The sequence below is a fragment of the Dysgonomonas sp. ZJ279 genome (assembly GCF_011039205.1).
GTDB lineage: Bacteria > Bacteroidota > Bacteroidia > Bacteroidales > Dysgonomonadaceae > Dysgonomonas.
Window position 1 is genome coordinate 1 of record NZ_JAAKEL010000007.1, and the last position, 26,303, is coordinate 26,303.

Genomic DNA, 26,303 nt, shown 5'->3' on the forward strand with positions numbered 1-26,303 from the left:
CGTTGGGTAAAAGCAGACCATGCCAGTGAATAGATGTTTCGTGCATCATATTGTTATGCACATCCACTACTGCCGTATCTCCTTCGGTGAAATAAAGTGTCGGCATCGGGATTTGACCGTTAGCAGCGATTGCTTTTCTATTTTTCCCCGTATAATTTACAATGGTGTCATTGATATATAAATCATAATGAACCAGTTTTTGAGAATATCCTCCCATAGACACAACGAAAAACAAAACTATGAGCAGATACCATTTCATAATCATTTCTTTTTAGTTGCTTCAACACTACCACAAGTCAGCATTTTAGAACCATAATACGGGTTCTTTATCGCTTTTTCGGTACTTAACCAGTAAGCTTTTTTCATCGGACAATACTGGTAATAAACATCCTGAGTCAAACCTTCGGAACTCTCTACGACATTCCACATTAAAGTAGACAAATTCATAAAAGCTGTTCGTTGTTTTTCGATATTTTTTTCTTTGGTTACTTGCTGAACTGCTTGAAGTAAGGCTTCTTTTTCATTTAGCGATGTTTCTTTCTCAAGCGTAGCCTGCATCTCACTTGCATATACGGCAGCTTGCTTGCTATCACTTTTTACTAAAGCATCTTTTATATCTAAATAGTTCTTCAAAAGAGCCGAAGCCGAAGCTTCCTGATTTTGAGAGAAAGCAGCACCACTAACCAATAGTGCCGCAAGAAATATTAATAATATTTTCATTGTCTTTTTTGTTTTTAATTAATACGTTCTATTTTAAATCCTGCTTTTTGCACAGTATCTATAATTTCCTTTTCTGTAATGCCGTTTGATGTTACAGACAATACTTTATCTTTATTTTCGGTGTCTACTGTCCAGCTTTCTATGCCTTTAGATGCATTAAGAACAGGAGTTACTTTTGCGACACATCCACCGCAGTTAATAGTTGTTTTGAATGTGAAAGTTGTTTTATCTTTTGATTCCATAATTTCTATTTTTATTTAATTATTACTATTTATCCGTTTGTCATACTGAGGAACGAAGTATTTCTTATGGCATGCGCCCAATAGATCCCTCATTACATATCGGGATGACAGGGTCTTCTGAAAAATTTCATTGATTACTATTTATTTTTTCCATTTCAGTCTTAAGCTATTAGTCACAACACTTACACTACTTAATGCCATAGCAGCACCTGCAATCATTGGGTTAAGCAAAAAACCATTGATCGGGAAAAGAATTCCGGCAGCAATAGGTATACCGATAATATTATAAATGAATGCCCAGAATAGATTCTGACGGATAGTAGCTACCGTTTGTTTCGATAGTTTTATAGCCATCGGTATCTTGTTCAAGTCTGATGATATGATCGTCATTTTCGCAACATCCATAGCGATATCACTCCCCTTACCCATCGCTATACTTACATCTGCACGAGCTAAAGCCGCACTGTCGTTTATTCCATCGCCAACCATTGCTACCGTTTTTCCCTCAGCCTGCAATTGTTTTACAAATTCTTCTTTTTGATGCGGCAATACCTCAGCTTTGTAATGATCTATGCCCGTCTGCTCTGCAATAGTTTTTGCGGTGGCCTCATTGTCTCCTGTAAGCATATAGACATCTATACCCAGTTCTTTCATCTGTTGCACAGCTTCTTTCGAAGTGGTCTTAACCTTATCGGCAATAGCAATTACAGCCAAGGCTTCCGTCTCGTTTGCAAACCAAATAACAGTTTTCGCTTCATTCGTATATCCGATCGACTTATCTTGTAATAATTTATCTATCTGAATATCATTCTCCAGCAGCAATTTACTGTTCCCTGCAAAGTAGGTCATATTATCAATTATAGCTTTCGCTCCTTTCCCGGTGATACTCTCGAATTGCGATACAGCTATTGCCGATAACTGAGAAAAATAGTTTGTTACTGCATCAGCTAAAGGATGTTCCGATTGTTTTTCCAAGCTCAATAAAGCAACTTTGGAACTGTCATCGTTATTAAGCCAGACAATATCTGTAACAACAGGTTTACCCTCGGTTATAGTCCCTGTTTTATCCAGTACAATAGCATTTACTTTTTTAGCTAATTCAAGACTTTCAGCATCTTTTATAAGGATGCCATTCTCTGCACCTTTACCTACTCCTACCATAATTGCTGTCGGCGTGGCTAATCCCAATGCACACGGACAGGCGATAACCAAGACAGTAACTAAAGCCAGCAACGCTTGTGTAAATCCGTTCTCACCACCGAATATCATCCATATTGCAAAAGCAAGCAAAGCTATTCCGATTACTACGGGGACAAATATTCCTGCAATCTTATCTACTAATTTCTGAACAGGCGCTTTACTTCCCTGTGCATCTTGTACCATCTTTATAATGTGTGAAAGCATAGTTTCGGCACCTACTTTTTCGGCACGGAACTGAAAACTACCCTTCTGATTGATTGTTCCGGCAAATACTTTTTCGTTTTCCTCTTTCAAAACAGGAATAGGTTCGCCGCTTAACATACTTTCGTCTACATACGACATGCCATTTACGACCTGACCATCAACAGCTATCCGTTCACCGGGTTTCACAACTACTATATCGCCCTTATTTACATCTTCTATCGAAATTTGCATTTGTTGATCTCCATCGCGAATAACAGTTACTGTTTTAGGTTGTAAACCCATTAATTTCTTTATGGCGGTCGATGTATTACCTTTCGCCTTCTCTTCCAATAATTTCCCTAACAAAATGAAAGCCACAATAACAGCTGCTGCCTCAAAATAGACATGTGCCTCTAAGCCTCTTTCGCTCCAATAACTAGGAAAAAGGGTATTGAATACACTAAAAAGATAGGCTGTTCCCGTACTTAAAGCAACAAGCGTATCCATATTAGCAGATCGATGCTTGGCTTGCTTCCACGCATTCACAAAAAAGTCTTTCCCCAGCCAAAAGAGTACAGGGGTAGATAAAACCCACATAATATAGTTGGCATAAGGCATATCCATGAATATCATACCAATTGCAACCACAGGAACGGAAAGAATAATAGCAAGAATAGTCTTTTGTTTCAGACTTTTGAATTTAGCTGTATGCAGTTCATCCAAAAGTTCGGCACTATGCTCGCTATCATCAATAAGCAAATCGTAACCGGAATCCTGAACTGCTTTCTTTATATCTTCTACATTGATCGTTTCGGGGGAAAATTCGATGTTAGCATTTGCCGTTGCATAATTCACAGATGCATTGGTAATACCTTTTTGTGCTTTCAGTGTACTCTCTACATGGGCTGCACACGAAGCACAACTCATATTGAGTACAGGATAAGTTTTCTTTATAGTTGCCATATTATATTGTATTTTAAGATATTGTATTTCTTACAATGCAAAGTTGGCTATAAATAGACTTCCGTATGTTACATTATTCTTTGATAGGTTTACATCATTTACACTTTATCCAACGGTTTGCGCCTATCCATCCCTATATTTTTGAAATGGCTAGGTGTCAAGCCTGTTATCTTTTTAAATTGTGCACTTAAATGAGCGACACTCGAATAATTGAGCTGATAGGCTATCTCACTCAATGTTAGTTCATCATATACTAATAGTTCTTTTACTTTCTCTATTTTCTGAGCAATGAAATACTTTTCGATAGTAGTGCCCTCTACTTCGGAAAAGATATTACTGATATAATTATAATCGTGATGAATTTTACTGCTTAGATAATCTGACAGATTGATTTTTAAATCATTATTATCATAATGTACTAATTCAACAATATTTGTTTTTATCTGTTCTATCAAACGGCTTTTCTTATCATCTATTAATGAAAAACCCAACGACTCAAGCACATCGCTCAATCGCTGTTTTTCATCATCAGTCAAATCGCGATCCAGCTCAACCTCTCCCAAGCTAACCTTCAATGGATTAAGACCAAGCTTTTCTAATTCCGATTGTACAACCATATTACAGCGGTTGCATACCATATTTTTTATATAGAGTTTCATAATTCTTCAATTGATTCTCTAAATATACAATTAATGAAGGAGATTAGTTTGGATAAAAACTAAACTATTTATTTTTTAAATGAAATTCACATTATAAATAAAAGAGAATTTAACATCTATAATATATGCAGAATGCACACCCTTTTCCTGCTTTCTCAAATTCAATCTTCCTCTTATCCGTTCCACTTTAACTATCTTTATCTAATTAGGTTCAATTTATTTAATACATCCCCCAAAATATTTCAAAAAACGACTATTGAAACTTAGAAAAAGTCTATTTTTACAACTAAAATAAATTAGAAACGAAAAATAAAACAAAAACTGAATTTCTAAATTAAGTTTCAAATGACATGAATGATATATTAACAATAAATATTATCATTCATCAGAACAAAATAATTTAAAGGCTCCCAATGTTTTTACGATATATTCTTATTTTTTGCCTGCTGTTTTTATATATTTATTCTTCGGCACAAGAGGAACGAAGGGATATAAAATATACCCTTTCGCTCCCGAATAAAGACGAATTGCCTGATGCAAAAGAATATATACTAAACGCCATTGAAAACTACAATCAGAACAAATACACAAATCAACCTGTACATAACTATGAATTCTATCGAAAAACATCAGTGGATATTGTTGTTCACAAAGATTCCGTTGGCTCACAAATAGATCGGGTTCGCAACAGCAATGACCTTATATCCAAATATCTGATCCGTCCATTCGGGTTTTGTTTCGAACATGTAAAACCAAATCCGGATTCGGATATGAAATCTGTTACCATTTTGTTATTTGAAGACCACAAATCTGTTTTTACAAATAAGCTTCAAAGCAAAAAACCCCGTATAATTCAGACATCTACAGATAATGGTATTTTTCAGGTTTTAGGACACAAAAACATTCAATCTTTTCTAGATGAAGCCTTTGGAGATATCGATCTATTCAAATACAATAGTAATGTGATGTTACTTTCTTTCAAAGGGCCTTTAAACGAAGCTAATACAGAAATATATACCTATAAATTTACCGGGCAGAAAAAAATAATCGGTGAAGAAGAATGTGTGGAGATCGTTTTTTACAGTAAACATATGCAAGAAAACGCTTTTTCCGGATATCTGTATATAACCCCCGGCGATAATCCGAGACTGGTCGAAGCCGAATTTATGTTTAATAATCCTGAAAACACTAATTTTCTGAGAAAAGTGGCCATAAGACACAGGTTCGGCGAAAAAGAAAATCTGATAATTCCTGTTGAAAAAGAAAACACATTACAAATAGGAAGTGATAACAAGGGAACAATCGTCGCATCCCGAAAAGATTTATATTTTAACTATAGTTTTAAACCGGTGTCTGCGGAACAAAAAACAGGAAGAAGTCAATCGAGAGATAGCAGAAAAAATGATCCTTCATTTTGGGAACAAATACGTCCTATTCCTCTTACTGCATCTCAAATTCAATTGGATAGCCTAAAGCTGGCAGCCGATGAGGATAAAAGCTTCCGTCGTCTCGAAAGTATGATCCGACTGGTTCTTAGTGGGTCTATCAGTATTGCTGATGAAAAAGCAGACATAGGTCCCCTAACCCACTTTATAAGCCATAACGATATGGAAGGATTAAGGCTGCGTGTAGGAGGAAATACAACAATAAATCTATCCAACCATTTCCAATTGGGTGGATATGCAGCTTACGGAACAAAAGATCAAACACTGAAATATCAGGCAAACATAGCCTATTCGCTGTTACCCAAAAGCAAATACTTATGGGAGTATCCTAAAAAGGTAATTTCTTTTGCATACGCTTCAGATTTGAATATCCCCGGACAGGATGTATTGCTTATGAACAGGGATCACTTTGCCCAGTCTTTTGCTCACACCCCTACTGATAATATGTCGCATCAGCAAGTAGCTTTATTAGCTTTTGAGAGCGAGAACAGCCATAACTTTACATATAAAATAGCGGGCAAGTTTACTTACGACCGCCCCATGGGTGTCGTTAAATATATACAAGTACGGAATGATAACGATACAACCGTTATCAATCATATAACAAGCAGCGAACTTCAAGTATCGGTACGTTATGCACCCGGCGAAAAATTCTTCCAAAGGAAGGAAAGGCGTACGGCCATTCGTCGCGCATCATTCGAATTCGATTTTACACACCGTATAGGTATCAAAAGGATATTCGATTCCGATAACAGTTATCAGGTTTCTAACTTCAATATTTTTAAAAGGTTCTCTTTCGATAAAAATATAGGGCAAATCGACACTTATTTTTCAGGAGGCAAGATATGGGGGCAGGTTCCCTTTCCATTATTATTTATACCCGAAGGTAATCAAAGTTATGTATTTAGTCATAATGCTTATAACTGTATGAATTTCTACGAGTTTGTAACCGACAGATTTGTTTCGACAAGTATAAATACAACTCTCAACTGGACTCCGATACGACTGTTCCTCGAAAACGACAAGATGAAAATTTGCCTGGGAGCCAAGATGATTTACGGCCCCCTTTCGGAAAGGAATAACCCTGAAACTCACCCCGAATTATTTATGTTTAATAATGGGATCAGGGCTCTTGGTAATGTGCCGTATGCTGAAGCCAGCATCGGAATCGCCAATATATTTAAAGTACTACGTGTAGATTATGCCCGCAGACTAACATATACTTCTGATATTTATGGGGAAGATATTACAAAAGGGACTATACTGTTTTCGGGGAGTTTCTCTTTCTGATCCTTACCTCATAGAAAAACAAAAAGGCTTCAATTGAAAATGCATATTCAATTAAAGCCTTCCGTATAAATATTCTATTTTGTATGCTACCTTATTCAAGCTTTTTCAGATTAAACTTTGCAGCTTCTACACCTCCTTTTATGGCTTTTTCAAATTCAATCTTTGCTTTCTCAGCTTCCCCTCTAAGCATATAAAATACACCTTTGTTATTTGAATATTCGGGCGTATTATTGTTACTCTTATCTAAATATATTTGTGCTGTTTCTAAATCTTCACGAGCTAGAGCGGCTGCCGCAAGGTTCAGATTCGCAATAGAATCGTTAGGATACATTTTAACTGCAGTTTCAAATACCCATAAAGACGCATCACTCCCTGCGGGATATGTGCCGGCTATTTGAAATATCTCATTAAGACTTAGTTGATGAGGGCTAGTCTTTAAGACCGCTTTCGCCTCATCGACACTAAAACTCTTTACATTATAATATACATTACAGACTACTTTCCTCAACGTCGGATAAATAGTAGTTAACATCTCGCGATAGGGAACTCCACCATTGAATGTTTGCAGGTTACTCTTCCGAGTCGCTATATCGGTTGTATTATTTATGATAGAAAGTATTTTGTCTTTATCGTTTATATCTGAAGCTTGGAGCATAGTAATCAATCCGTCCCAGTTTTCGCCGCCATATTCAACACTATATAAATCAGATGGCATATCGAACTTACTTGCAAGATATTCTTTCAAGGCATTAGCACGTCCACGCGACAGAGTTTCGTTTATAGCAACAGGTCCTTCTGGCGAGGCAAAGCCGATAATTTCGATACGTGTAATTGTAATATTAGAATCAGTTTTAATTGAGTTTATTCCTGATTCTATTCTCACAAGTTCATCGCGATTACCCATATAGTCAGGATAAATTACTGTCTTATTTACAGGGAAATTCAATTTTGTTTCCCACTCTTCGCTACGAACTTTTACGATTTCTTTTTTGGGTTCTACATATATTAATTCTGGTTTTACTTCCGGAATAATTATTTTTTCAAGATCAACTTTATTTATTACCGTCTCCATTGCGATTTCTTGTTCATGTCCTCCACACCCACACAAATCTTCTTTGACATCAAGTCTGGCTGAATTCATCCATTCTGTATATGGAATTACAACTTCGTAATGAAGTATATTATCGTTTTTCTTACCAATCCCAACCACCTTATAAAGATTTAGATCATCAAGTTGATAGGGTTTCAGCGCTATCGACCTTAGATAAACCCTATGACGATTAGTGCCATTAATCAAGATCGCAGGAAACTCCAATTGATTATCAGTAGCGATTAAGATGGGCGTCAGAGTAAGCGAACGATTGTAATCCATATCTATTTTACTCACATCCATCTCCATATGTAGGTATAGCGAATCACCTTTTTGTTGCAATTGCCGCGAATTAACAGTTATTTGTTCTTTATAAATATGCTGGGCTAAAATCGGTGTACTCGCTGTTAGCAATAGGGCTATTGAACAAATACAGTATATAGTCTTTTTCATCTTTCTTTACTTCATTTACTTAAGTATATAAATAATGCTGAGACCAGCTTTGGTCGGACCCCAATAATTCTTCGTATCGTCTTTCAATTGGCTACCACATTCTTTACATTCATATTTTTTATAATCCAGATGGGCATAACCCACACCTACTGTTGCTTCCAAACTCCAACGATTACTCAAAATCCATTGATAGCCATAAGAGATACCACCGCCGTAAAGATTACCCTGATAGCGATAGTCTTTAAATCCAAGCATCTTGATACCACCTACATTATATTCTGCATAATGAGCATGTACCCCGAAAAAATGCCCATTAAATCTTTCACACAACCAATATCTAAACTCGGGTTGTATCAACCAGTGCTTTATTTGTCTATTATCAGAAAACTCCCATGGGTTGTAATTACCCGATATGTCAAGTGTTGTTTTCTCAGACAAACCTACTTCCAAGCCAATATTAGGCGTTGTTGTTGCCCAATAGAGAGCATTTGTCTTTAGTGCAATGGTAGGCATATACAATCCATCCTTTTTGTTTTGAGCATTCGCAATGCTTGTAAACAGAAGGATAATAATGCATATACAAAAGGTCTTATTTTTCATCTTATTCAGATCGTTATATAGTTATATCTTGGATAAAGAACATCTTAACCAATTTAGTTTTGTTAAGCTAATTTATTATAAAAACAATGTCGAGGTAGAAATGTTTGGTGAAAGAATAACATTTATTCCGTTTAGGCTTTATTCGGATCACCAGACAGAATTTGATACACTCACTATCGTTCCGAAACAGGATAATTAAATAAAAAAACAAAGCTGCTTCAAGATGAAATCCTTCCGAATAAATTACTCAGAAGGATTTATTTAGATAGTGATATGTCGTTCTTCACTATCTCCGTGTTTTCAGATTAGAATTAGATATAGCATAATAGATTTGAAAAGAGCAAAAAGATTAAGACCATTAACCAGATATTTCAGTAACCGGTACCTTCAAATAAATCACGGTTATCGCGAGAATCGTTAGACTTCTTCTTAAAGTTGTTGAATGTGTAGCTAAGGGTCAGCATTATGACCGGATACTTCGGACGGATGTGTGTAACTGACTGCAAATCGGCTGTAGTTATATCACTCTTATATCGGGCAGTATTGAGTATATCACGAAAAGAAAGGATAGACATCAATTTCGGGTGCAATTGTTGACGAACAGCAAGATTTATAAACCAAAAAGAGTCCGAACGCCCTTGTGTTGTAACCGAAGGTCCTACAAAATTACCATCTAGTTGAACACGTGTATATTTATGCACATCGATTAAATTATTGATTGTAATATCATAGTTCGTACTGGTTTCATTTTTAGCATCCAGTTTAAATTTATTTTCAACTTTATAGTAATATACATTACCGTTCACATTAATATTCCATCCACGACAAGCTTTTAATTGCGCATTCAGTTCAATACCCATCGATTGGTCATTCCCTACATTTGCCATAGAGTCTAAGGTTACGCCAGCTTCATAAGGAACACGCAGACGTTCTATTTTATCTTTGCGACTGCGATAAAATAGACTTGTAGCCAGTACATGTTCATTTAAGTTCTTTTTATAGTTCAGTTCGAACGAATGTATGTATTCGGGACGTATATCGGGATTCCCGATTTCGGCTGTATAATAATCACGGTAAGTAATATAAGGTTCCATAAAAAAGAGCTCGGGACGATTGATACGATAAGAATATGACGCAGTTATTCGCTGATCTTTGGGAAGTGTATAACCCATATGAACAGATGGATAGACTTCAAAATAATTTTTCTCACGGTTAGCCCAGTCCTTCGAACTACATAATACCTGATGCGTATGCTCACCTCTCAATCCGCCTTGTATCTCAAAATCATTAAACGATTGTGATGCCATAGTATAAACAGAATGGATGCCTCGCTGAAAATAAAACGTATTATAAATATCATCTCTCCAGTAGAATTCTTTTTTTGCCGGATCCCAGAATTTCATTTTATAATCGCCATCTTCAAGATATGAGAAATATTGATATCCTGCCTCAAGTTTTCCCGTTTTGCTATATGGAATAACATAATCTAAATTGCCTCTGACAGTCCATCGGACTTCTTTTTCCCACGCCCTGTGCCCTTGTTGGCGTACATTATTTTCATCAAACAGGTCGCTTTGGAAATATTCGAGAGCATCTCCTTCATAAGCCAGCATAAAATTGCCCGATAACTTGTGTCCATCTTTATTAAACTTATGATCGAACCCAATATTTCCCTGATTAATAGTGGAATGCAAATCATAATTATCCCGACTGTTATTTTCTGATTTTTCAATTATACCGCTTGCATCCAATTTGGTTTCGATATAATTTAAATCACCATCACGCGTAAACTTATTATACCCTATTTCCAGTCCAAGATTCAGAGTCGTATTAGTCAGCTTGTAATTCATACCTCCTCTCACACCATAATGATAATTTTTACTGCCTCTCGGACCTTCGGAATGTGATGTTGTTGTAATACCATCCACAATAGTTGTTTTGTCTTGCTCGAAATTACTCTTACGTATCGGCTGATTCCAGTAGCCCGCCAGATTCCATTGCAGCTTTTTATTTTGTCCCATGATTAAAAAATCAGCTCCATTAGATAGTACGGTGCTCCCATATGTATTTACAATACCATTAAGTCCCTGTAAACCATTTCGTTTTGTAATAATATTGATAATACCGGCATCACCATCCGTATCGTTACGGGCTGAAGGTGTTGTTATTATTTCAATATTTTCTATAATACTGGCCGGGATTTGCTGTAAGGCTTGCGAACCTTTTAATAAGCTTGGCTGCCCATCTATAAACACCATGAAACCACTACTTCCACGGAATGTAAGATCACCATTAGCATCTATGCGTATAGACGGAGTGTTCTCCAATATATCGATTGCTGTTCCGCCAGCACTCATCAGATTATTAGAGCCGCTAATAATCCTTTTATCCAATTTATAAATAACCTGCTTTTTTTCGGCTTCGATAACCACTTCTGCAAGTTCTGTTTCCAAAGGAACCAATTCTATTATACCAATATCCAGAATGGTCGTTGCAGGTGTCAGCACTATGGGCGAATGGTTGTATATATCGTACCCAACCAGCCTGACCATAAGGTCATACTCACCATGTTGTATATCCGATAAAGCAAAATGCCCGTCTTGTTCAGAATATACATGTGCAATAGCGGTTGTCTCGCCTTTTTTACATAGGATAATATCGGCAAATTCTATCGGAATTTTCTTTCCGCTCTCCACCAATTTTCCTTCAATTCTTATTATAGGCGATGCTATAATAAATGAACAAGTAAGTAGCATTAATAATAGAAGTGTTAGTCGCGTGTTTTTCATTATGTTCCGATATTAGTTTTAATCCCTTATTTCTATTCAAAGGCAAAACTAAACGGATTAGAATCTCTAAAAAAACGAATGAATCTTTAGTTTAAGCAGGTGGCACAAAGATTTACCTTTTTGTCACAAATATTAACTATGATACGATTAGCTCAAAACAAGTCATATAGAGCCTTATCGACCAATAAATAAGGGTGTTTTGTGCTTAAACGTGTGATAATAGAAAGCGGTACACAGTATATTTTCGATATATTTGTTTACTTGTAATATATCCGATTACTGCCATGAATAAAAAAACATTTTTACTGATAGCATTCTGCATCTTTCAGGTACTCAATATATCTGTATATGCTTATAATCTGAAGCAGATAACAGATAAGGGGAACTTTTCTAACAGGTCTGTTATTTCTATGTATCAAGATCAGCGAGGGCTTATGTGGATAGGTACAAATAACGGTCTGAATAATTACAACGGCAGAGAAATATCTGCATTTCATCTGTCGGATAGTAGTAACGTCATTAATGGAAATCAGATAGACAAGATAACAGAAATGAGCGACAATGTGATATGGATCCAAACCTATTACGGTTTAAACAGAATAGACCGAAAAGCAAACTCAATCCAATCGTTCGAGATGTTCAATAGAGTTGCTTTTTCACAAAAAGACAGTAAAGACAACTTCTTTATCATACAGGGGAATAGCAGTATTTATTACTATCTGAAAGACAAAAATCAGTTTGAAGAAATATATATGTCAAATCTCATAGCTAATGAGATTGTAAATTTCTTTATTGATAATAAAGATCGGATGTGGATATTCAAATCGAATGGAGTCAGCTTCTGTTACACTATTCAAACAAATGAATCGGGAATAGTTAGACTCGAGTTGCAGAAAGAATATAAACAGACCGATGGTCTGCTATACTCCTTTACTGATAAAAACAGAGTATTATTAATTGATACAGATTACAATTTATACGAATTTGATACAGAGAACCGTAAAAGTTTATTAATAAACAATTTGAAAGATCAATTAAGCAATAAAGGTGAAATAAGCTCTATTTTAAAATTCCATAATGATTATTTTTTTGGATTCAGAAAAGAGGGGCTCTTCCTACTAAAAGATAATAACGGCGAAGTGTTATTCGAGAAAATTCCTATCAACAGCGGCATACTGTCTCTTCTTAAAGATATACATCAGGATATGATCTGGATTGGTACCGATGGACAAGGCCTATACACCTACTCTATCGACAGACATTCTATAAACTCTACATTACTTAATGATTTTACACTGAAAGTCAGGCAACCGATCAAGGCTCTATTTCTGGATGATAAAAATACGCTTTGGATAGGTAGTAACGGTGATGGGATTCTGAAAATATACGATTATGAGTTAAATAAAAACCTGATTGATTGCAAGATGGAAAATATAAACAATGCAAACAGTGCATTAAGTGGAAATTCTGTTTATTCATTCTCTAAAAGTAAACGTAACATTCTGTGGATAGGAAACGAAAACGGGCTTAACTATTATTCTAATCACGATAAAACCATTAAGAAAGTTGCTTTATCTGATGATAATACAGATATAAAATACATACATGATGTCTATGAACAAGACTCTCTTCTTTGGATTGCTTCTGCGGGAATGGGCATAATAAAAGCACAGATTGATTGGCACGGCGATACACCTTCACTAAAAATAATAAAACGATTCACAATAAAAAAAGGAGATATAGTTTCAAACTCTTTCTTTTCTATCTATCCTGAAAACGATAACACGATATGGGTGACAAACAAGGGAGAAGGTATATTTAAGATCAATACAGCGACATCTGAAGTCGAAATAATACGGTTTGAAGGGAATATATTAAACGAAATTAACTGTATAATCAACAACAGGCCGCACAACTATCTGATAGGAACAAATTCCGGTTTAATAAGATATACTTCCGACAGTTATACAGTTCTTAACGAAGAAAATGGATTTCCCAACAACAGAATTCATAGCATATTACAAGAATCCGATTTTAATTTCTGGCTAAGCAGTAATAACGGGCTTATTTTTTACAATTCGCAGCGAGGCTCTCTCAGAACATACGATCAGCTCGGCGGATTATCTGTTATCGAGTTCAGTACCGGAGCCTCATTTAAGGATGAAAACAGTGGAACTCTTTTCTTTGGTGGTGTAAACGGGTTCGTTACCATAACCCAAAACTATTATGATGAAGCTAACGACTACATGCCGCCTATAAACCTTGATAGGTTATCTATATTCGGGCAAGATTATAATATCCATGAATTTCTTTCCGAAAAAGAGAAAATACCGGTTCTTAGTTTGAATCATAATCAGAATTTCTTTTCGATTTCGTTTAGTGCCATAGATCATCTGAATGGCAATAATTATACTTACTTCTACAAAATAGACGGTTCTAGCAGACAGTGGGTCGATAACGGCAACTCCAATATTATCTCTTTTGTAGATTTCAAACCGGGTGAATATAAATTGCAGGTCAAATATTATAATAATATACTTGGTAAGGAAAGCTATGTTTACACCATCAAAGTGAAAATATTACCGCCTTGGTATCAGTCTAAGCTGGCGTATTCGGTCTATTCGTTACTTGCGGTATTATGCGTATTACTCCTTATAAGATGGTTTGGCATCCGAAACAGACAAAGAAAAGCAGCCCTATTAGTAAAACTGGAACAGCAGCACAAAGAAGATATATATGAATCTAAACTACAATTTTTCACCAATATAGCACATGAGTTCTGCACACCTCTCACCCTCATATCAGGACCATGTAACCGTATTCTCAACTATAAAAATATCGATAGTTCTATCACTAAATATGCTCAGATAATAGAGCAAAATGCCGAACGATTAAATTCTTTAATCCAGGATTTAATTGAATTTAAACGGATAGAAACAGGTTATAAAGAAGCTCAGATAGAAAAATTACAATTATCGGAAATAGTAAATAAAATAATAAATTCATTTAACTACATTGCCGAATCGCAGAATACACACTTCGAAAAAGACGTTTCGCCATCTATTATATGGAATTCAGATGAAAGCTTTATAATTACAATAATTACAAACATCATTTCTAATGCTTTTAAATATACTACACATAACGGAAAAGTAAAAGTTAAGGTAAGGCTGATAGAAGGCTATTTGTATGTGGTAATATCAAATACAGGAAAAGGTATAAAAGCCGAAAATATATCCAAGATATTCGACAGGTATAATATCCTGCATGATTTCGAATATCAGGATAATTCTAAATCATGGTCACGAAACGGATTGGGGCTGGCTATTTCTTATGGCATGATAAACCTGCTCAAAGGAACAATAGATATAGAAAGTACACCGGGAGAATGGACCCACTTCAAAATAACACTCCCTTATCTTGAAGAAACAAATGCAAAAGATTTTATCAAATATGACACGCTAAAAATAGAGGGCATAAAGAACGACAGTAGTGTAATAGCAACCTTGCCAAAATATAAATCGGACGATGAATCAAAACCTACAATTTTGATTATTGACGACGAATTAGAAATATTATGGCTGATCTGCGACATATTTGCAGATGATTTTAATGTAATACCCGTTAATAATTCAGATGAAGCATTGTTGAAACTCAACGATATTCATCCCGATATAATTTTATGCGATGTTATGATGCAAGGTATAGATGGTATAGCCCTTACAAAAGAATTGAAGCTGAATGAAAAGACAGCCCATATTCCGCTTATCCTTATTTCAGCCAAACAAGAGGTCGAAGAACAAATAAAGGGCATAAATGCAGGAGCCGATATTTATATTACAAAACCGTTCAACATAGATTATCTAAAGTCTTCGGTGAATAAACTCATAGAGAGAAAAGAAACACTGAAAGATTATTTTACGTCTCCTCTTAGTGCATTCGAACTCACAAACGGAAAAATGACACATAAAGAGCATAAAAAGCTAATCAAAGAAATATTTAATATTATCAATAAAAATATTCAGGACAAAGACTTATCCGCAGATTTCATTGCAACCAAAATGAATATAAGTACGCGAAGCCTTTATCGCAAGATAGGCGAAATCGGAGATGTAAGTATCAGTGATATGATACGCGACTGCAAATTGTATATTGCGCAGGATCTACTTATAAAGTCGAAACTCACAGTCGATGAAATTGTCTTTAAATCTGGTTTTGCCAATCGTGTAAGCTTTTTCAAAGCATTCTCTAAAAAATACGGATGCACGCCGAATGAGTATAGAAAGCAAAATAGCAAACCATCTTAAATGAATTTTAATGTATCAAATGTGCTTCTAGATCTTTCAATGATCTATCAAAAATATATAACTTAGCAGAAGATATAACCACTAAATAAAATACATATTATGAAATTGATCCTTAATATTGCTATCTGGTGCTTTGCTGTTTCCATGACTGCGCAAAATGTTTCTCGTGTAAAGTATATTACCGAAGAAAATATTTCGTATATAGGGAGTACAACGGAAGATATATACAGAAGAGAACGGTGTAAATTAGATGTGTACTACCCTACCGACATGAAAGATTTCCCTACTATTGTCTGGTTTCATGGAGGTGGACTCGAAAGTGGTGAAAAACATATCCCAAAAGAATTGATGGACAAAGGAGTGGCTGTAATTGCTGTAAGCTATCGCTTAAGTCCTGTGGCTAAGAATCCTGCATATACAGAAGATGCGGCTGCCGCTGTAGCATGGGCATTCAAAAATATAGCCTCTTATGGCGGTAGTGTAAATGATATTTATGTATCGGGGCATTCGGCCGGAGGATATTTGGCTTTGATGGTTGGTTTAGATAAAAGTTACCTTGATAAATATGGTATCGACGCAGATAAGATAAAAGGATTAATACCGATAAGCGGACAGACAAATACGCATTACACTATCCGTAAAGAAAGAGATTTGCCAATCGATATTCCAATAATAGACAAGTACGCTCCTATCAACCATGCTAGAAAAGGAATTCCTCCTACCCTATTGATTACAGGTGATCGCAATCTTGAGATGACTGCCAGATACGAAGAAAATGCACATCTGGAGGCTATTCTTAAAGCAGTAGGGAATGACAATGTAAAACTCTATGAATTAGAAGGATTCGATCACGGAAGTGTATGTGCGCCGGGATGTTTTTTAATGCTCGAATGGATAAAAAAATACAGTAAATAAGATAGAGCATTATTTTATTTATCTATATGGTAAACAGAAGATAATAAGTAAATAGTTACAGAAAGTGGCATTCAAACACAAGGTAAAAAGTGTCACCTTTGTAACTTTTTAACATTTCATTTATATAATAGATTGATTTATAATTGATAACAAACGTTAAATTATTAATTACATCAACCTCTAACCTATCTCTTGTTTGTTTATAACTTACTATAACAACAATGAAGAATATAAACTTTAATAAGAAATCATGGCTAAAAAAGTAGCGGATCAGCTAGTCGAAACAATCGAAAAAGCTGGAATTAAACGTATTTATGCAGTAACAGGTGATAGTCTGAATGAAGTGAATGACTCGGTAAGGACACACAATACTATAAAGTGGGTACATGTCAGACACGAAGAAGCTGGAGCCTATGCAGCAATGGCTGAAGCCGAACTGAACGGTATTGCCTGCTGTGCCGGTAGTAGCGGTCCCGGGCACGTACATCTGATAAACGGATTGTATGATGCTCATCGAAGCAATGCATCAGTATTGGCGATAGCTTCCACTTGTGCAACATCCGAATTCGGGATGTCTTATTTCCAAGAGACCAATACCCTGAAATTGTTTGACGATTGCAGCGGATATAACCAAGTTGCGACAACACCTGTCCAGTTTTCACGGATGCTGCAAGCAGCATTACAGCACACTGTTCATAAAAAGGAAGTAGCAGTCATAGGTTTACCCGGTGACATTGCAGCCGGACCAGCAGATGAAGGACCAACAACGCTGAACTTACTGCCATCGAGAGGTGTATATCGCCCGCAAGATTCGGAATTAGAAGCTTTGGCTGACTTGATCAATTCAACAGAAAAAATAACCATTTATTGTGGTATTGGATCAAAAGGCGCTCACGACCATGTCGTAAAATTAGCCTCACTGATAAAATCGCCTGTTGGATATAGTTTCAGAGGTAAAATGGCTGTTCAGTACGACAATCCGTTTGAAGTGGGTATGACAGGCCTACTAGGTTTGCCCTCTGCTTACGCGGCTATGCACGACGCTGATTTGTTAATATTATTAGGTACTGATTTCCCTTATCAGAATTTCATGCCCGAGAAATGCAAAATCGTTCAGGTGGATGTTCGTCCCGAACGTATAGGACGACGTGCACAAGTCGATATGGCTCTGGGTGGCGATGTAAAAGACACATTGGATGCTTTACTCCCTTTGATTAATGAAAAATCGAACGATGACTTCCTGAAAACCCAACTCAAAGTATATGCTAAAGTAAAAGAGCATTTGGCAATGGCAGCCAATGCATCGGGTAGTGAAAATACAATCGCACCCGAATATCTGGCAACCGTGATCGATAAAATAGCCGATAAGGATGCCATTTTCACAGTCGATACAGGTATGTGTTGTGTATGGGGAGCCCGTTACCTGCAAGCTACCGGCGAACGTGAAATGTTAGGATCGTTTAACCATGGCTCTATGGCTAATGCTATGCCGATGGCTATCGGTGCAGCTTTTGCACGCCCCGATCAACAAGTTATCGCCTTTTGCGGCGATGGCGGTCTGTCTATGATGATGGGCGATTTAGCTACTATCGTCCAATATAAATTGCCGATTAAGCTTGTTGTTTTCGATAATAGGTCGTTAGGAATGGTGAAACTTGAAATGGAAGTTTCCGGATTACCAGACTGGCAAACGGATATGTTTAACCCCGATTTCTCAGCAATCGCTAGTGCAATGGGAATGCAATCGTTTAGAGTAAGCGACCCAAATAAAGTAGAAGAGGTACTTAAAGAAGCTTTTGCTATACCCGGCCCTGTACTGGTTTCGGTACAAACGGACCCTAATGCTTTAGCTATGCCTCCTAAAATAGAATTCGATCAGATGAAAGGCTTTGCCAAATCGATGACCAAATTGATATTATCCGGACGAGTAGATGAAGTATGGGATACTGCCAAAAGCAACCTGAAACATTTGCGTGAAGTACTTTAATTCCAGAATAAAACAGTCGGAGAACCTTCTTCTGAAGCTAATCTGAAATAGTACAGCATATTTAATTAAATGCGAATCGGATATTTATCGATTCGCATTTTTTATTTATATAGGTTATAAGCAGCTCTACCGATTACTTATGCTTGTATTATATTACTTTTGCAGTCTCATTCCTCAATTTTCTTCAACACACTAAAAAGGCTTTAGGAAGAAAACGAATTCTACTAAATCTAACATCTGGAAAACTCACCATTTCTTAATAAAATTAATTAATGAATAAAAAGGGACCAACCAAGTAAGGGTATTATCGTTTTTATGCGATTATAATAATGAATGCTTTACTATTATAATATCTAAGCAATAAAGGTTAGAGCTATTTTTCTATGGATCATTTACTTATGAATAACACATTTGTATTAGTCAACAAACTGGCTTCAGAAGATTCTGAAGCTGCTCTAGGTTCTTTATATGAATTATATTTCGAACGCCTCATCCGGTTTGTATATGTATATGTCCAATCTGAGAATAGTGCGGAAGAAGTTGTAGCAGATGTATTTATCTCAATTTGGCTAGGAAGAAAAGAGCTGGTCAATATAGAGAACTTCAATTCCTACATATTTACAATCGCCAGAAACAAAGCTATTAGCTATTTCAGAAAAGAAGAGAAACATTACAATATGCAGAAGCAATCGACAGTAGATATTTACAAGAATACAGAGACAACCCCCGAAGACGATTTCATATCCAAAGAACTTATAGAAAAATTTAACGAAGCAGTAAATTCTCTACCGACACAGTGCAAAACTGTATTTATATTAATAAGAGAAGACAAATTAAAATACAAAGATGCGGCAGTTATCCTCAACATTTCAGTAAAAACTGTGGAGGCCCATATGGCAAAGGCAACTAAAATATTAAGAAGATTATTAGAAGACAGAATATAATTTTTGATGACAGACTAAGGGTTTCTTATTCAGAATTACGACTAAAATATAACTATGGAAAATAATATTGACAATATAATAGCGAAAATACTGTCCGGTGAAGCCACCGATTCAGAAGCGATAGTATTTGATAAATGGATTGAATCCGATGAAATGAATTCTCATAAATTTTTAGAAATAAAAGCATATTGGTGTTCTTCAATCAAATTCAATCATTCTATTGATTTAAAAGATGCCCGTAATAAATTATTGGACAGAATACAACAATATGAAACAGTGCGTCCTAATAATAGACGTAAATATATACGCATACTATCGGCTATTGTATCTGCCGCTGCTTGCTTGCTAGGGCTATTTTATGTAATGCAACAAGGTAAAGAGGAAGTAATATTTTATGAATTTAAGACAACCTCTAAAATCGATACCATCGTATTGCCCGATTTATCTAAGGTTATACTAAACAAACATAGCTGCTTAACCTATTCGAATATATTCAGTAAAGAGAATAGAGTTGTGAAATTAGAAGGTGAAGCTCTATTCGATGTAAAGAAAGATGAGAGTATTCCTTTTGTTATCGAACTGGAAGACAATACAAGTGTGACGGTTCTGGGTACAGTTTTCAGTATAAACTCATATACTCAAAACAATATTATTAATGTAAACCTGCTAAGTGGAAGCGTCAGATTCCAGTCAGATAAGAATCAAATAACATTAAGCCCCAACCAAAAACTCCTGTATAACAAGGAAAATAAACAAGTGAAAGTGATTGAATCCGACTCCAATCATATACTTTTTTGGTTAAACGGCATATACAAATATCAAACAATTTCTTTAGAAAAGCTAGTAACTATCTTATCAGAGATATATAATATAGAGATACAATTAAAAGATAGAGAACTAGCCAATACAATGGTATCGGGTGCATTCTACAATACCCAAACAATAGATGAGATCCTATCCGTTATTTCCCGAAGCTTACCTATAAAATGGAAATACAATAACAATAAAATAATTATTAATTAACGCATGAAATGCCTATGAAATAACACGACCATTCGCAACACGTAAAATAAGAATTATCTTATAAATCAACTTAAACTAATTAATCTATGACAAATACAATTAAGATTCTTTTCAAAAAGAAGGCTATTCTTTTTTTGATGTTGTTATGTTTTACCTCGGCACTCACTGCTGCACAGACAACAAAGCTATCTCTAAATGTAAAACAAACATCATTAAGAAATCTATTCACAACTATTGAATCCAAAACCGATTTGCTCTTTTTTTATATCGATGCCGATATTGCAAATTTGACTGTGGATATAAATACTAAAGATAAAGAGGTAAATGAAATCTTAGATTTGGCCCTATCCAATACAAACCTCAAATATAATATAGATGGGCGCAACGTAAATATTTACAAAGAACAATCACCACAACAAGCAAATACAAAGAGACGTATTACAGGTCGTGTTACCGATGTGAAGGGAGAGCCTCTAATCGGTGTTAGTGTTGTCGAGAGTGGTACAACCAATGGTACAATTACAGACATAGACGGTTTGTATGAATTGCAGGTTGAAACCCGAAATGCACAAATTGTACTATCGTATGTAGGATTTAGATCGGCGACAGTAAATATAGGGGGTTCTTCGGTATATGACGTAGCACTGCAAGAAGCAGTTAATGAGTTGGATGAGCTGGTAGTAGTTGGATATGGACAACAACGTAAAATAAGTTCGATAGGCTCTCAATCGACATTAAAGCAAATAGACCTTAAAACTCCTACAGCCAGTTTAACCACTGTCTTATCAGGAAGATTAGCGGGTGTAGTAGCAGTACAACGTACAGGCGAACCGGGAAGAGATGCTGCCGATATCTGGATTAGAGGGCTTAGCACTCCGAATGCCGCCAATCCGCTAATTCTGGTAGATGGAGTGGAGCGCAGTTTTAACGATCTGGATCCCGAAGATGTTGAATCAGTAACAGTACTGAAAGATGCATCTGCTACTGCTGTATTTGGAGTAAGGGGAGCGAACGGAGTAATTGTAGTAAAGACAAAACCCGGTATAATAGGAAAACCGGTAGTAAGTATCGACTATTATGAAGGATTTACCCGTTTCACTAAATCGCCACAGGTAGCAGATGGGCTTGTCTATATGGATGTTGTAAATGAAGGACTACGAAATACAGGGAAAGCTCATAAATACGACGATCAGTATATCGCAAATACGGCATCGGGTGTAGATAAACTTTTATATCCGAATGTAGACTGGAAAAAAGAAGTATTCAACGATTGGGGACATGCCCGAAGGGTAAACGCCAATATAAGAGGAGGTAGCCCGATGGCTCAGTTCTATACATCAGTGAGTTACTATAATGAGAAAGGTACAATTAAAACCGATCCTCTCGAAGATTATAATTCAAAGACTGAATATACAAGGTACAATATCGTTGCAAACTTAAGTATGAAAATAACAGAGACTACAACAGTCGATGTCGGCACTCAAGGATTCTTAGGTGACGGAAACAGCCCCGGAGAAGATAGCGGTACTATCTTCGGGTCGACAGTGGATGTTAATCCTGTTATTTTCCCGAAAATGTTTGTAATCAATGGTAAAAATTACGTTCCGGGACTTCACTCGCAAGGAGCAGACCGTAATCCTTATGCAGATGCTACAATGCGCGGTTACCGAAATAAAATGGACAATAAAGTTCAGTCAAATATAAAAGTTACCCAAGACCTAAGTATCATAACCGAAGGGCTTAAGGCGGTCGCCTTGTTTGCTTACGATGTATCGAATAGCCGCGATGCATGGTTTAGAAAAAGAGAAAACACCTATTATTTTGCTGACAGAAATAATCCTTACGATGCCGATGGCAATCCGATTCTGACAAGGACATGGGATAATGGAAGCTCAGTATTAGGATTTGATGGTAGCGACGATCGAAAACTTACCGGTGAAAGAAAGGATAACTTCGAAGTATCATTAGTGTACGATAAAGCAATCAAAAATCACAGATTCGGTGCTATGGCTATCTATACACAACAAAACAGAATAGATAACAGTGCCCGTAATGCAATAGACTATCTTCCATATAGAATACAAGGTATTGCCAGTAGAGTAACTTACTCATGGAACGATCGTTATTTCGGAGAGTTTAATATCGGATACAATGGAGGCGAAAACTTCCCTAAAGATAGAAGATACGGAACATTCCCCGCTTTTGGTGTGGGTTGGGTAGCTTCTAATGAACCTTTCTGGAAACCTTTAAGCGATATTATTCCTTTCTTTAAAGTTCGTTACACAAATGGAAAAGTCGGTAATAGCAATGTCAGAGACCGTCGCTTTATGTATATGGAACAGTATGAATGGAATGGCGATTGGGGTTATGGCTATGGCGGTAATGGTCGTAAAGATGGAGTTAAGGTTAAGAATCCGGCAACCTCTCTGGGCTGGGAAGTTGCACATAAGCAAGATTTAGGTTTCGACATACAACTATTCAAAAGTAGCCTATCCATATCTATCGATCTATTCAAAGAAAGAAGAACAAATATATTGCTCAACAGAGACAATTCTCTCCCTGGTTTTGCAGGATTTCAGGAAACTCCTTACGGCAATGTCGGAGAAACTAAGACACTGGGCTATGATGCCAATTTTGAATATAACAAAAAGATAAACAAAGATTGGAATATATCGGTGAGAGGAAACATAACTTATGCTGATCCGACATGGGTAGATAACGATATACCAGATAAAAGCTTTTCATGGAGAAACAGAAAAGGATCGAGCCTTGTTTCTATCGAAGGTTTCACTGCCGACAGATTATACACACAAGCAGATATAGACTTGATAAACCAATGGATTGCAAATCCCGGCGGAATGGAACAACCGTTCCCCACACCTTACAAGGTAGGTCTGAGTCAGGTGCGAGCAGGAGATATTAAATATAAAGACCTCGATGGTGACGGCAAAATAGACGATAATGATATCTCTTGGTTAGGACAGGGAGATATCCCTAAACTTAACTATGGTTTTGGTTTCAATGTAGATTATAAAGCAGTATCGTTTGGTGTATTATTTCAAGGAACAGCTAAAGCGAACCGCTTTGTGAGTGGTATAGTAAAACCATTGAATGGATCAGGGACAGCAAATGTATACAGTAATATTTATGACCGATGGACCGAAGAGAATCAAAGTCAGGATGTATTCTATCCCCGATTAGCCTTCGGAGGTGATGAACCCGGTAACCAGAATAACTTTGAGAATAGCACATGGTGGCTCAAAGATATGAGTTTCTTAAGACTTAAAACATTACAATTAGCATACCGATTACCCGAATCGTGGACCCGTAAGGCAAACCTAAAGAATGCAAGCATATATATGATGGGGATGAATATCTTCACCCTATCCAAATGGAAACTTTGGGATCCTGAATTGAACACTGACAGCGGAAATAGATATCCTAATACAACAACAGTAACTCTAGGAATTAACTTTAGTTTCTAAAAATAATAATTATGAAAAAAACATTAACAATATTCTTAATAGGAATCGTGTTGCTACTCGGATCAAATTCGTGCAACGATTATCTTGATCAGGTACCAAATGACCTCCTCACTCTCGATAAAGTTTTTGAAACACGAGAAACCACTTTGAGATACTTAAATACAGCATATACATTCATGCCGGACGAGTTTCAACAGCGGGATGTTGCCCGCGGAAACGGACAAGGTACATCCGGAGCTTGGACAGCAGGCTCAGATGAAGCAGAATATGTATGGGATGGCAATGGTGCCAATACTATTAATAACGGATCCCTGACGCCTTCTACAGGTTTTGTTTGGGACTATTGGAGTAGATATTATAAAGGAATACGTGTAGCTACCCTATTTATCGAAAATGCTCATCTATGTGAAGTTCTATCGGCAGGCGATCTTGAACAGTGGACTGCAGAAGCGAGAGCTGTAAGAGCCATTTATTATTATTATTTGTTCAGACTATATGGCCCTGTACCTATTATAAACACACCATTGTCGGAACAGGCTAGTAGTGCTGATCTACAAATCCCTCGAAACAGTGTAGAAGAAGTAGCAAATTATATTCTCTCCGAATTGCAGACAGCCATGGATAATGGTCTTATTGACAATATTAAGACAAGCTCTAACGTAAGTGTAACCGAAAAAGGTCTCGGTCATATAGATCAGGCTATAGCCAAAGCATTTAAAATTCAAACCAGAATGCTGGCAGCAAGTCATTTATTTAATGGGAGCAACGAATATTATTCATCGATGGCAAATCCCGATGGTAAAAAACTATTTCCTAATTACAGCGAAGGTGAGAAAAAGCAACTATGGGCTGCAGCGGCTAAAGAAGCCGAAGAGTTTTTAACAAAATATGATGGTCAAAACTATGGACTGACAAAAGTATATACAGACGGCGATTTAGACCCGTATTTATCATATCGTGAAGCTGTAAGAGGAAATAAAAACGACCTTACTAATTTTGATTCGAGGTCATCTTCCAGAGAAATGATATTCTTCAGACAAGAATGTAACGCCAGTACTATGCAATACGACAGAACCCCTAAACACTTTGGCTACCCGGGTAACTATACAGCATCGGGCGGTTGTGGCGCTGTACAAGAAATAGTAGATGCTTATGCTATGGCTAATGGAATAAAGCCTATTACCGGATACCAATCTGATTATAAAACTCCCATTATCAATCCGGCTTCAGGATATGTTGACAATGGATTCACTACGGAAGATTATTTAGACCCTGTTACAGGTCGTATTTTCGCTCCTAAGGGAGTTCTTAAAGCATGGGCAAACAGAGAACCACGCTTCTATGCCGATATTACATTTTCAGGACAAAAATGGTTGTATGATGGAGAAGGCGATGTATATTCATACTTCAACTTTACAGGTAACTCGGGAAAAGGAATCGGCAATTCGAACGACTATTCGAAAACAGGATATGTAGTCCGCAAAACCGCACCTCTCGGCCCTTGGGGTAATGGCGACAGAATTTGTATTTTGCTTCGTTTAGCCCAGATTTATTTAGATTATGCAGAGGCCCTGAACGAGAGTGAACCTTCGAATCCTAATATTTTGAAATACGTGAATTATATTCGTGAGAGAGCCGGAGTTCCTCAATATGGAACAGGATCGAATGCTCTGCCTATTCCATCTGATATGCGTCAGGCAATAAGAGATGAACGCCGTGTTGAACTAGCATTCGAGTGTGCCCGATATTTTGATGTCAGAAGATGGGGTATCGCAGAAGAAACGCAGAACAGACCGATACATGGTATGAATATAGCCAAAGACGGGGATGAGTTTTACGAAAGGACTGTAGTTGAAAACCGAATATTTCAAAAGAAACATTACTTTTTCCCTATTCCCGAGAAAGATATAAATATAAATAGAGCACTTACTCAGAATATGGGCTGGTAATTGATTTTTTTATATTACAATTGTAATAAATAGGGGTATTCTTCCTGCCCCTATTTATT

At 36.6% G+C, this 26,303-nt stretch carries 16 protein-coding genes; 8 read left to right on the forward strand and 8 right to left on the reverse strand.

What is annotated here, in order from left to right; all coding sequences use genetic code 11:
* The 5 genes from G7Y57_RS10035 to G7Y57_RS10055 form a co-directional block, all read right to left on the reverse strand.
* On the reverse strand, nt 1–259 hold a 259-nt coding region (locus G7Y57_RS10035; RefSeq protein ID WP_255491403.1), incomplete at its 3' end, for a multicopper oxidase domain-containing protein.
* A 2-nt stretch (nt 260–261) separates the two neighbouring features.
* Nucleotides 262–720, reverse strand: coding sequence for a DUF3347 domain-containing protein (locus G7Y57_RS10040; RefSeq protein WP_165023278.1), 459 nt, complete (start codon nt 718–720; stop codon nt 262–264).
* A 14-nt stretch (nt 721–734) separates the two neighbouring features.
* Entirely contained in the window at nt 735–962 is a 228-nt protein-coding gene (locus tag G7Y57_RS10045) for a heavy-metal-associated domain-containing protein (protein WP_165023281.1), read from the reverse strand.
* A 141-nt stretch (nt 963–1,103) separates the two neighbouring features.
* On the reverse strand, nt 1,104–3,308 hold the full coding sequence (locus G7Y57_RS10050; RefSeq protein WP_165023284.1) for a heavy metal translocating P-type ATPase: 2,205 nt from the start codon (nt 3,306–3,308) through the stop codon (nt 1,104–1,106).
* Between the two features lie 98 nt (nt 3,309–3,406).
* Nucleotides 3,407–3,967, reverse strand: coding sequence for a helix-turn-helix domain-containing protein (locus tag G7Y57_RS10055; RefSeq protein WP_185153932.1), 561 nt, complete (start codon nt 3,965–3,967; stop codon nt 3,407–3,409).
* Between the two features lie 413 nt (nt 3,968–4,380).
* Between G7Y57_RS10055 and G7Y57_RS10060 the strand changes: the two genes are divergently transcribed.
* Nucleotides 4,381–6,702, forward strand: a complete 2,322-nt coding sequence (locus tag G7Y57_RS10060) for a DUF5686 family protein (RefSeq protein WP_165023287.1) — start codon at nt 4,381–4,383, stop codon at nt 6,700–6,702.
* A 91-nt stretch (nt 6,703–6,793) separates the two neighbouring features.
* Here G7Y57_RS10060 and G7Y57_RS10065 read toward each other — a convergent pair whose 3' ends face one another.
* From G7Y57_RS10065 to G7Y57_RS10075, 3 genes are all read right to left on the reverse strand, one after another.
* Complete coding sequence (locus tag G7Y57_RS10065; RefSeq protein ID WP_165023290.1) at nt 6,794–8,245, reverse strand: DUF3868 domain-containing protein; 1,452 nt, start codon at nt 8,243–8,245, stop codon at nt 6,794–6,796.
* A gap of 15 nt (nt 8,246–8,260) precedes the next feature.
* Nucleotides 8,261–8,845 (reverse strand): DUF3575 domain-containing protein, encoded by a 585-nt coding sequence (locus tag G7Y57_RS10070; protein WP_165023293.1) that lies wholly within the window; start codon nt 8,843–8,845, stop codon nt 8,261–8,263.
* Nucleotides 8,846–9,216: 371 nt separating this feature from the next.
* Entirely contained in the window at nt 9,217–11,634 is a 2,418-nt protein-coding gene (locus G7Y57_RS10075; RefSeq protein ID WP_165023296.1) for a TonB-dependent receptor domain-containing protein, read from the reverse strand.
* A 284-nt stretch (nt 11,635–11,918) separates the two neighbouring features.
* Between G7Y57_RS10075 and G7Y57_RS10080 the strand changes: the two genes are divergently transcribed.
* The 7 genes from G7Y57_RS10080 (at nt 11,919) to G7Y57_RS10110 (ending at nt 26,244) form a co-directional block, all read left to right on the forward strand.
* Nucleotides 11,919–15,941: a hybrid sensor histidine kinase/response regulator transcription factor gene (locus G7Y57_RS10080; protein WP_165023300.1), complete on the forward strand. Its 4,023-nt coding sequence runs from the start codon at nt 11,919–11,921 to the stop codon at nt 15,939–15,941.
* Nucleotides 15,942–16,040: 99 nt separating this feature from the next.
* Nucleotides 16,041–16,856 (forward strand): alpha/beta hydrolase, encoded by an 816-nt coding sequence (locus G7Y57_RS10085; protein ID WP_165023303.1) that lies wholly within the window; start codon nt 16,041–16,043, stop codon nt 16,854–16,856.
* Between the two features lie 250 nt (nt 16,857–17,106).
* On the forward strand, nt 17,107–18,843 hold the full coding sequence (locus G7Y57_RS10090) for a thiamine pyrophosphate-dependent enzyme (protein WP_165023306.1): 1,737 nt from the start codon (nt 17,107–17,109) through the stop codon (nt 18,841–18,843).
* 383 nt (nt 18,844–19,226) lie between these two features.
* Nucleotides 19,227–19,787, forward strand: a complete 561-nt coding sequence (locus G7Y57_RS10095; protein WP_255491405.1) for an RNA polymerase sigma-70 factor — start codon at nt 19,227–19,229, stop codon at nt 19,785–19,787.
* Between the two features lie 54 nt (nt 19,788–19,841).
* Entirely contained in the window at nt 19,842–20,810 is a 969-nt protein-coding gene (locus G7Y57_RS10100) for a FecR family protein (RefSeq protein WP_165023309.1), read from the forward strand.
* 86 nt (nt 20,811–20,896) lie between these two features.
* On the forward strand, nt 20,897–24,295 hold the full coding sequence (locus G7Y57_RS10105; RefSeq protein ID WP_255491406.1) for a SusC/RagA family TonB-linked outer membrane protein: 3,399 nt from the start codon (nt 20,897–20,899) through the stop codon (nt 24,293–24,295).
* 11 nt (nt 24,296–24,306) lie between these two features.
* Entirely contained in the window at nt 24,307–26,244 is a 1,938-nt protein-coding gene (locus G7Y57_RS10110) for a RagB/SusD family nutrient uptake outer membrane protein (RefSeq protein ID WP_165023312.1), read from the forward strand.
* Nucleotides 26,245–26,303: the final 59 nt, after the last annotated feature.

Coding starts and splice junctions, on each gene's coding strand:
- G7Y57_RS10050 (WP_165023284.1), bottom strand. CDS start 3,308: ATGGCAACTATAAAGAAAACTTATCCTGTACTCAATATGAGTTGTGCT.
- G7Y57_RS10080 (WP_165023300.1), top strand. CDS start 11,919: ATGAATAAAAAAACATTTTTACTGATAGCATTCTGCATCTTTCAGGTA.
- G7Y57_RS10055 (WP_185153932.1), bottom strand. CDS start 3,967: ATGAAACTCTATATAAAAAATATGGTATGCAACCGCTGTAATATGGTT.
- G7Y57_RS10045 (WP_165023281.1), bottom strand. CDS start 962: ATGGAATCAAAAGATAAAACAACTTTCACATTCAAAACAACTATTAAC.
- G7Y57_RS10095 (WP_255491405.1), top strand. CDS start 19,227: ATGGATCATTTACTTATGAATAACACATTTGTATTAGTCAACAAACTG.
- G7Y57_RS10060 (WP_165023287.1), top strand. CDS start 4,381: ATGTTTTTACGATATATTCTTATTTTTTGCCTGCTGTTTTTATATATT.
- G7Y57_RS10075 (WP_165023296.1), bottom strand. CDS start 11,634: ATGAAAAACACGCGACTAACACTTCTATTATTAATGCTACTTACTTGT.
- G7Y57_RS10085 (WP_165023303.1), top strand. CDS start 16,041: ATGAAATTGATCCTTAATATTGCTATCTGGTGCTTTGCTGTTTCCATG.
- G7Y57_RS10070 (WP_165023293.1), bottom strand. CDS start 8,845: ATGAAAAATAAGACCTTTTGTATATGCATTATTATCCTTCTGTTTACA.
- G7Y57_RS10105 (WP_255491406.1), top strand. CDS start 20,897: ATGACAAATACAATTAAGATTCTTTTCAAAAAGAAGGCTATTCTTTTT.
- G7Y57_RS10065 (WP_165023290.1), bottom strand. CDS start 8,245: ATGAAAAAGACTATATACTGTATTTGTTCAATAGCCCTATTGCTAACA.
- G7Y57_RS10040 (WP_165023278.1), bottom strand. CDS start 720: ATGAAAATATTATTAATATTTCTTGCGGCACTATTGGTTAGTGGTGCT.
- G7Y57_RS10090 (WP_165023306.1), top strand. CDS start 17,107: ATGGCTAAAAAAGTAGCGGATCAGCTAGTCGAAACAATCGAAAAAGCT.
- G7Y57_RS10100 (WP_165023309.1), top strand. CDS start 19,842: ATGGAAAATAATATTGACAATATAATAGCGAAAATACTGTCCGGTGAA.
- G7Y57_RS10110 (WP_165023312.1), top strand. CDS start 24,307: ATGAAAAAAACATTAACAATATTCTTAATAGGAATCGTGTTGCTACTC.